5 protein-coding genes are annotated in these 7025 nt (G+C 72.1%); 2 read left to right on the top strand and 3 right to left on the bottom strand.

What is annotated here, in order from left to right; genetic code table 11:
* Positions 1–1265, bottom strand: a 1265-nt coding sequence (locus tag ABZ297_RS45680; RefSeq protein ID WP_355360504.1) for a hypothetical protein, incomplete at its 3' end; no start/stop codon positions are given.
* Between the two features lie 154 nt (positions 1266–1419).
* Between ABZ297_RS45680 and ABZ297_RS45675 the strand changes: the two genes are divergently transcribed.
* Together ABZ297_RS45675 and ABZ297_RS45670 are read left to right on the top strand one after the other, a co-directional pair.
* The gene (locus ABZ297_RS45675) at positions 1420–2076 is read left to right on the top strand and encodes a response regulator transcription factor (protein WP_355360507.1); all 657 of its coding nucleotides are present in this window, start codon (positions 1420–1422) and stop codon (positions 2074–2076) included.
* Positions 2073–3230, top strand: a complete 1158-nt coding sequence (locus ABZ297_RS45670) for a HAMP domain-containing sensor histidine kinase (protein WP_355360501.1) — start codon at positions 2073–2075, stop codon at positions 3228–3230. Before ABZ297_RS45675 ends, ABZ297_RS45670 begins: the two co-directional genes overlap by 4 nt.
* A 4-nt stretch (positions 3231–3234) precedes the next feature.
* On the opposite strand, the gene ABZ297_RS45665 is transcribed toward ABZ297_RS45670, so the two are convergent.
* Together ABZ297_RS45665 and ABZ297_RS45660 are read right to left on the bottom strand one after the other, a co-directional pair.
* On the bottom strand, positions 3235–6303 hold the full coding sequence (locus tag ABZ297_RS45665) for a hypothetical protein (RefSeq protein WP_355360498.1): 3069 nt from the start codon (positions 6301–6303) through the stop codon (positions 3235–3237).
* 110 nt (positions 6304–6413) lie between these two features.
* Entirely contained in the window at positions 6414–6905 is a 492-nt protein-coding gene (locus ABZ297_RS45660; protein WP_355360495.1) for an AMP-binding protein, read from the bottom strand.
* Positions 6906–7025 lie beyond the last annotated feature (120 nt).

Raw genomic sequence — 7025 nt, 5'->3', positions numbered from 1 at the left:
AACCCGGCGGCGCCCCAGGGCAGCAGCGCGGCCCGGCGGCGCAGGGCCGCGCCGACCCCACCCGCCAGCAGCAGCACGCCGAGGAGCGGGCCGCGCAGGAACCAGGGGTACCGGTAGGCGGCCAGGATCGTCCCGAACGGCTCGACGGAGGCCAGGCCCCGGATGTCGCCGTCGTACTCGCTGCGGACCTTGCCGATCAGGGGGAACTGCTCCGGCAGCGCCCAGGAGCCGTGCGGGAAGGTGACCGACGGCACCACCCGCCTGGGGTGGGCGACCGGCTCCCAGGAGAAGGCGAGCGCGGTGTCGCGGGCGACGTCGCCCAGGTAGTCGAGCGGCTGGGCGAGGATGGCCTGCACCGCGAACCGCCTGGCCTCGGCGTTGTGGGCGAAACGTCCCCCGGGAAGGCGGTTCAGCGAGGCGCCGGGGGCCCAGACGTACTCGGAGGCGGCGTCGACGACCGTGCCGTTCGGGCAGAGCGGCGCCAGGTCGGGCGGCGGCTTGATGACGGCGCAGTCGGCGAACGTCATCGTCCTGGCCCACAGGGAGACGCCGTCGGCACCGCTCAGCGCGAACCGGCCGTGGTGCTGGGCGAACCAGCCCGCGTAGGCCAGCAGGGGCAGCGCGCCGGCCGTGGCGGCGGCGACGACCCGCTTCCAGCCCGCCCGCCGCACCAGCAGGTAGAGCAGGACCAGGCCGAGCAGCGGCGCGGCCGCGGTGCGCGTCAGGCCGGCCAGCGCGATCAGCAGGCCCGCCACCGCGGCCGCCCGCGTCGAGACCCGCGCGTGCCACATCAGCACGGTCAGCGCCAGCGTGACCAGGAAGTAGACCTGCAGGTCCGACAGGATCGCGTGCTCCTGGCGCACGAGGGCCGGGTCGAACAGCACCGGCACCGTGGCCGGCGCCGCTCCCCAGCCGGGCAGCGACCAGCGGCGCAGCAACAGGTAGATGAGCACGCCGACGCCGAGCCCCATCACATGCTGCACCCCGGCCACCACCTCGACGCTGTGGAAGGGCCGCAGCAGCCACAGGAACCACGGGTACCCCGCGGGGTGGAAGTACTCCCCCGGCCGCAGGTGGACGGCCGTGTCGAGGTACTCGAAGGAGTCGTACCAGTACAGCTGCGCCGTGTTGTAGCCGAGCATCGTCAGCACCCGCAGCGCGGCGGCCAGCGCCAGCAGGACGCCGAACACGGCGTGCCCCTGCCGCCGCCCCCCGGCCGGCGTCTCCAGGCGCGGCGGAGCAACCCCCGCGAGGGTGGACACCATCGGCTCTCTCCCCTGTCCGGGCCGGACGGGTTCCGGCCACAGGGGAGGCAGTCCAGCGGCTGACCGATAACGTGAACGTCACCGATTGCGGTTATGCCCGCGTTATATCCGCAGGGGCAAACTGTCGGCCTTTAGATCTTTCATGGGGGCGTTGTTGCGTGTTCTGATCGCGGAAGACGAACGGATGCTCGCCGAGTCGATCGCCGAGGGGTTACGGGGCGAGGCGCTGGCCGTCGACATCGCCTACGACGGAGACGCGGCGCTGGAGCGGCTGAGCATCCACGACTACGACGTGCTGATCCTCGACAGGGACCTGCCGATGACGCACGGCGACGAGGTGTGCAGGAAGATCGCCGAACAGGGCGGCCCGGTCAGGATCCTGATGCTGACCGCCGCCGGGGACATCAGGTCCCGGGTGTCGGGGCTGTCGCTGGGGGCCGACGACTACCTGCCGAAGCCGTTCGCGTTCGAGGAGCTGGTGGCGCGCGTCCACGCGCTCGGCCGCCGGGCCAGGCGGGCCGACCCGCCGATGCTGGAACGGGCGGGGGTGCGGCTGGACTGGGCGCACCGGCAGGTGTTCCGCGAGGGCCGCTACGTGCCGCTGGCGCGCAAGGAGTTCGGCGTGCTGGCCGAGCTACTGCGCGCGCAGGGCGCGGTGGTCTCGGCCGAGGAGCTGCTGGAGAAGGTGTGGGACGAGCACATCGACCCGTTCACCAACACCGTGCGGACCACGATGACCAAGCTGCGCAAGAAGCTCGGCGAGCCGCAGGTCATCGAGACCATTCCCGGATCGGGATATCGCATCCCATGAGCGTCCGTCTGCGTTTCGCCCTGGTCTGCGCCGGGATCGCGTTCGTTCTCGGCGCGCTCGTGGTGGCGGCCGTGTTCCTGGTGGTGCGGCAGAGCCTGGAATACCGCAACGGTCTCACCACCCCGACCGTCATCAACGTGCCGCACGGCGTCGGCATCTGGCGTGGTGACTACACCTACGAGGTCGCGCGTGACAGGGTGCTCCAGGTTCGCGTCATCTACCAGCGCGACACGCTGGCCAACGTGCGCACCTACGGCGCGATCGCGGTGCTGGCCGCGACGGGCGCCGCGTTCGGGCTCGGCTGGCGGGGCGCCGGCTGGGTGCTGCGCCCGATCCAGTCGGTCACGCAGACCGCGCGGCGGGTCGCGCAGAGCCACGATCTGGCCGACCGGATCGAATATCAGGGGCCGAAGGACGAGCTGAAGGAGCTGGCCGACATCTTCGACACCATGCTCGGCCGGCTGGCCCGCTCCTTCGACGGCCAGCGGCGCTTCGTCGCCAACGCCTCCCACGAGCTGCGCACCCCGCTGACGATCAACAGGACGCTGGTGGACGTCGCGGTGCGGCGTCCGGACGCGACCGACGACGTCAAGCGGCTCGGCGAGTCGCTGCTGCTGGTCAACGCGCGGCACGAGCGGCTCATCGACGGGCTGCTCGCCCTGACGGAGGGCGAGCAGGCCGTGCTCGACCGGCAGCCCTTCGACCTGATGGACGTGGCGGAGCACGTGCTCGACCAGGCCGCCGAGGAGGCCGCGCAGCGCGAGGTGACGATGCACCGGCTGCTCGACTCGGCGCCGACCGCCGGGGAGGCGGTGCTGGTGGAGCGGCTGGTGCAGAACCTGGTGGAGAACGCGATCCGGCACAACCACCCCAAGGGCGAGGTGTGGGTGACGACCCGGCAGCGGGCCGAGCGGGTGGAACTGGTCGTGGCCAACACCGGCCTGCAGGTACCGCCGTACGAGATCGAGACGATCTTCGAGCCGTTCCGGCGGCTGCACGGCGACCGGCTGCGCTCCGACCGTGGCAGCGGCCTCGGCCTGTCGATCGTCCGGGTGATCACCGAGGCGCACGACGGCGTGGTCACCGCCCGTCCCCGCGAAGAGGGGGGCCTGACTATCACGGTGGAACTGCCGGTGGACGGCTCGGCCACCTGACGGCTCACGGGGCGCGGATCTCCCGCAGGACCTCCTCGGGGATGCCCGCCTGGACGAGGCTCTGCCAGCTCTCGAACCGCTCGGCGATCATCGACTCCAGGAGGGGGCGCAGCAGCGCCTGGTCGGCGCCGGCCTTCAGCAGCTCGCTGAGGATGCGGCCACGGTCGGCGAAGGGCAGGGCGGCGCCGTCGGCCCGCAGCGCGTACGCGATCAGGGCCAGCGCCCGGTCGCTGCGGGACAGGGCGGCCGCCTCGACTGCGTCCAGGTAGAGCTGCACGCGCTCTTCGGCGTCCGCGCCGTCGCCGAGAAGCAGCTCGTCGAAGAGCCTGGTCGTGCCGATGACCTGCCCCGACCCGCGGAAGACGGCGGCGTGGTACGGGACGCTGCCCGGCGCCGGCGACGACGTGCTCGTGAGCAGGTCGTTGCCCAGGTCGAGCAGGTACGGCCGGGTCACGAGATACCAGCCGTTGAAGGGCACCGCGCGCCGGTCCATCTCCCGCACGCCCGGCCACCACTCGCCGATCGGGAAGTCCCACGACTCGGCCTCGCCGCCGAGCAGGATGTCGCGCTCCCCTCCCTCCACGACCCGGCACGCCGGCAGGCCCGTCACCAGGCCTTCCCAGCCCTCCACGCCGAGCTGGCTCCTCCACAGGTAGGCGAACGACTGCCAGGTGCGGAACTCCGCGTCCTTCAGCAGCTCGGCGACGCTGACCGGCCCCTGCGACGCGCCCGCGACCAGCAGGAGGAGGTTGGCCGAGTAGGCGGCGAGGCGGCGGGGCACCGGGTGGCGCACCGGGGCGAAGTCGGTGTGCAGGCGGCGCCGACGCTCGTGGAGGGACTCGCGCAGCAGCTCGCCCAGCAGGGCGACGACGCGGGCGCGGGTCTGGTCGGGCAGCGCGCGCAGCAGATCCCTGGTGAAGCCGACCATCGGGCCGCGCTCGGCGAAGCAGGAGAACGAGCTGACGGCGTACAGCAGGTCGTCGTCCACGGCGGGCGGCTCGTCGTCGTCCAGGTCGTGCTTCCTGACCAGCTCGCGCACCGCGTACACGGCCAGCCACGCCACCAGGAACTCGCCGAACGTCGCGTGCAGGAACTCGTAGCTGCGCACCCGGTGGTCGGCCGGTCTCGCCTCGTTCGTGTGCACGAAGAAAAACCGTCCGACGGCCCGTTGCGCCCAGTTGACCGGGCTGTCGGGGTCCTGGAGGCGCCCGTCACCGCACAGCGCGGGCAGGTCCCGGTTGAGTGCCGTCTCCGTGACGACCGGACGGCCGCGGGCGAACATCGCCAGCGCCACCGCCCCGAGCCGTACCAGCTCCTTGTCCACGAGCCTGCGCTGCCGCTCCGCCGGCAGGGCCCGCACTCCGGGTGTCTTGGCGACCTCCCTGGCGGCGAAGTCGCTGATCAGCGACTCGTACAGCTGGGCGCGGCCGAGCGCGGCGCCGTCGCGCTGCAACGCGTTGCCGGCCGCGTCGTACAGCGCCAGCAGCAGGAGCAGCAGCGGCTGCCTGGCCAGCTCGCCCTGGGCCAGCGCGACCTCGGCCGGGAGCGGCTTCCTGCCGTGCCTGGCCAGCTGGGCGCGGTTGGAGCGGTCCCAGATGTCCAGCCACTGCCGTACCTGGTCCTCCTCGAACGGCTGCAGCTGGACGGCGAGCACGCCCGGCGGGAACCGGACCCGGTCGGCCACGACGGTGCGGCTGGTGACGATCACCACGACGGGCCGGCCCTTCCTGGCCTGCTTGCTCTGGAACTCCTGCACCTGTTCCAGGTAGTCGTAGCGGCCGGTGTTCGCGGCCTGGAGCAGCTCGTCGAAGCCGTCGAGCATGACGACGGGCAGCGCGCCATCACCCGCGTCCACCAAGTCCTGAAATTTCACCCCTTGTTCTATTTCTTCGTCGAGCATGGCGTGGATGCCCTGCTCGATCTGGGACGTGACCGTCGACTCCGCCACGACGTCGCGCAGCTCGACCCTGATCGGCAGGAACTCCGACCCGGCCAGCCGCGCGGCGAGCACCTCGGTCAGCTTGGACTTGCCCGAGCCCGGCTCGCCCAGCACCACGAGCGGCGCCTGGGTGGCGCGCAGCGAGGTGAGGTGCCCGACCAGGAACACCTCGGTGTCGGGCAGCTCGCGCTGCTCGCTCCACCAGCTCTTCACGGCGGGCGTGGCGTCGCGCGTCAGCTCCGCGACCCGGCACCGCGGGCTGATGTAGCCCTCGCCGAGCAGGGGCAGCGTGACGTCCTCCGGGGCCCTGCCGCCCGCCATGAGCGGCTGGTCGAGCGCGGTGGCGGCCATCCTGACCAGGTGGATCATCGGCCGGTCGCCCACCCTGGGCGGGGCCAGCTCGGCCAGCAGGCGCGCCGCCCGCGACAGCCCCGCGCCGAGCGCGTGCGCCTCGGTGACCAGGCTCCACACGCCGAACTCCGGGGTGTCGGCGGCCAGGAAGCGGTAGTTCTCGTCGTAGATGCGCAGGGCGTGCGCGGGCGGCTCGTCGCCGAGCATCCTGGGCAGCAGGAGCTGCTCGTCCACCGACAGTTCGTCCCACAGCGCCAGCCCTCGGACGTACGTCTCCATGGCGGCGGACATCTGCCGGTAGACCCGCTCGACGGCCTCGCGCGTCTCGGCGTGGGGGCGGTGCGGTTCCGGCACGGGCAGCCGGGTCATCAGCAGCCTGTCGACCAGCTCGACGAACTTCTCCCCCGGCGGCCAGCCGGCGGCCTGGGCGATCTGGTCGGCGCGGTCCATGTCGAGCTGTTCCAGCGTGAACGGCAGCTTCGCGTCGCCGAGGGCCTCGAAGTAGGAGGCGACCACGATCACGGCGTGCGCGGCGGACAGCCGCTGGGTGCGGGTGAACCGGTTGCCGCCGGTCCGCCACTCCGCCGCGCGCCGGACGACGTCCTGGCCGTAGCGGACGACGTCGTTCTTCAGGTCGAACACGCCGAGGGCGACGTCCGCGCCTCCGGCCAGGGCCCAGCCGGTCAGCGCGACGGTCGCGGCGAAGTCCACGATCTTGACCAGCCGGCTCTCCTGGCAGCCGAGGATCGTCAGGGCGTCCGCATAGCTCAGGGTCTCTGTCATGGCCACCTCGGGAGGGCGCGGGAGGTCCATCATTACCCCATCTGCCGGCAAAAGGCGCTTTGTTCACTCAGGCGGTCTGGACGTTTCCGGCCAGGCTTCGGCGATCTCCGTCAGCGCCGCCGGGTCCTCGATCGTGGACGGCGTGCGGTAGGGAGTCCCGTCGGCGATGTCGCGCATGGTGGCGCGGAGGATCTTGCCCGAGCGGATCTTGGGCAGGCGGCTGACGACCACCGCCCTGCGGAAGGCGGCGACGGGGCCGACCCGGTCGCGGACCAGCCCGCGGGCGCGGCCTTGGCCACGCTCTCGTCCCAGTCGACGTTCCTGCCTTCGACGAGCGTGGCGGGGCAGCGCTCCCGCTGCAGGACGACGCAGCTCGCGGGCCGGTGCTCCGCCTGCTCGAGCGCGGCGTCGAGCAGCGGCTTGTACTCCACGACCCGGGCGGGTTCGATGCCGCACGACGCCGACAGCACCACCCTGGGCTTGGCGTGGTCGATCCGTGCCGCCAGCTCTCCGGCGGCGAACCCGCCGGACACCACCGAGTGGACCGCACCCAGCCGGGCGCAGGCCAGCATCGCGAACACGGCCTCGGGCACCATCGGCATTTGACGTGCTCCTCCACATGAATGCGGAGGATTCCTGTGCTGCTTACGCAGCAGCTCGCAGCGCGGGCGCGGGCGAGACTGTGGGACAGGATGCTTGACGCTTCACAGGCCCCGGTATCC

Origin of the sequence: Nonomuraea sp. NPDC005983 (assembly GCF_040614375.1) — a bacterium.
GTDB lineage: Bacteria > Actinomycetota > Actinomycetes > Streptosporangiales > Streptosporangiaceae > Nonomuraea.
This window is presented reverse-complemented; position numbering and strand designations above follow the sequence as displayed.